Raw genomic sequence first — 303 nt, forward strand, 5'->3', positions numbered from 1 at the left:
CGCGCACCGCATCGGCTCAGTGCAGAACGTCCTGCAGACGATAGTAGACGCCGACGAGCGGCAGAATCCACCGGCGCGCGGCATGCGCCGGCACGGGCGGCCACGGCAGCGCGCGCCACGGGTTGGCATCGGCGGAACCGGACATCACGTCCGCCATCACGCGGCCCATATGCGTGGACATCTGCACGCCGTGCCCGCTGTAACCCATCGAGTAGTAAAGCCCGTCGTGTTGTCCGGCGCGCGGAAGACGGTCCACGGTGATGTCTACGAGACCGCCCCAGCAATAGTCGACTATCGTTGCGG

Annotated in this window: 1 protein-coding gene; it reads right to left on the reverse strand. The window is 67.0% G+C overall.

Translation table 11 applies throughout. The annotated features are described in order from the left end of the window. Window positions 1–16: 16 nt before the first annotated feature. The coding region (locus SB822_RS56135; protein ID WP_410858982.1) for an FAD-dependent oxidoreductase at window positions 17–303 on the reverse strand (287 nt) is incomplete at its 5' end.

The sequence above is a fragment of the Paraburkholderia sp. SIMBA_054 genome (assembly GCF_046534875.1).
GTDB lineage: Bacteria > Pseudomonadota > Gammaproteobacteria > Burkholderiales > Burkholderiaceae > Paraburkholderia > Paraburkholderia hospita.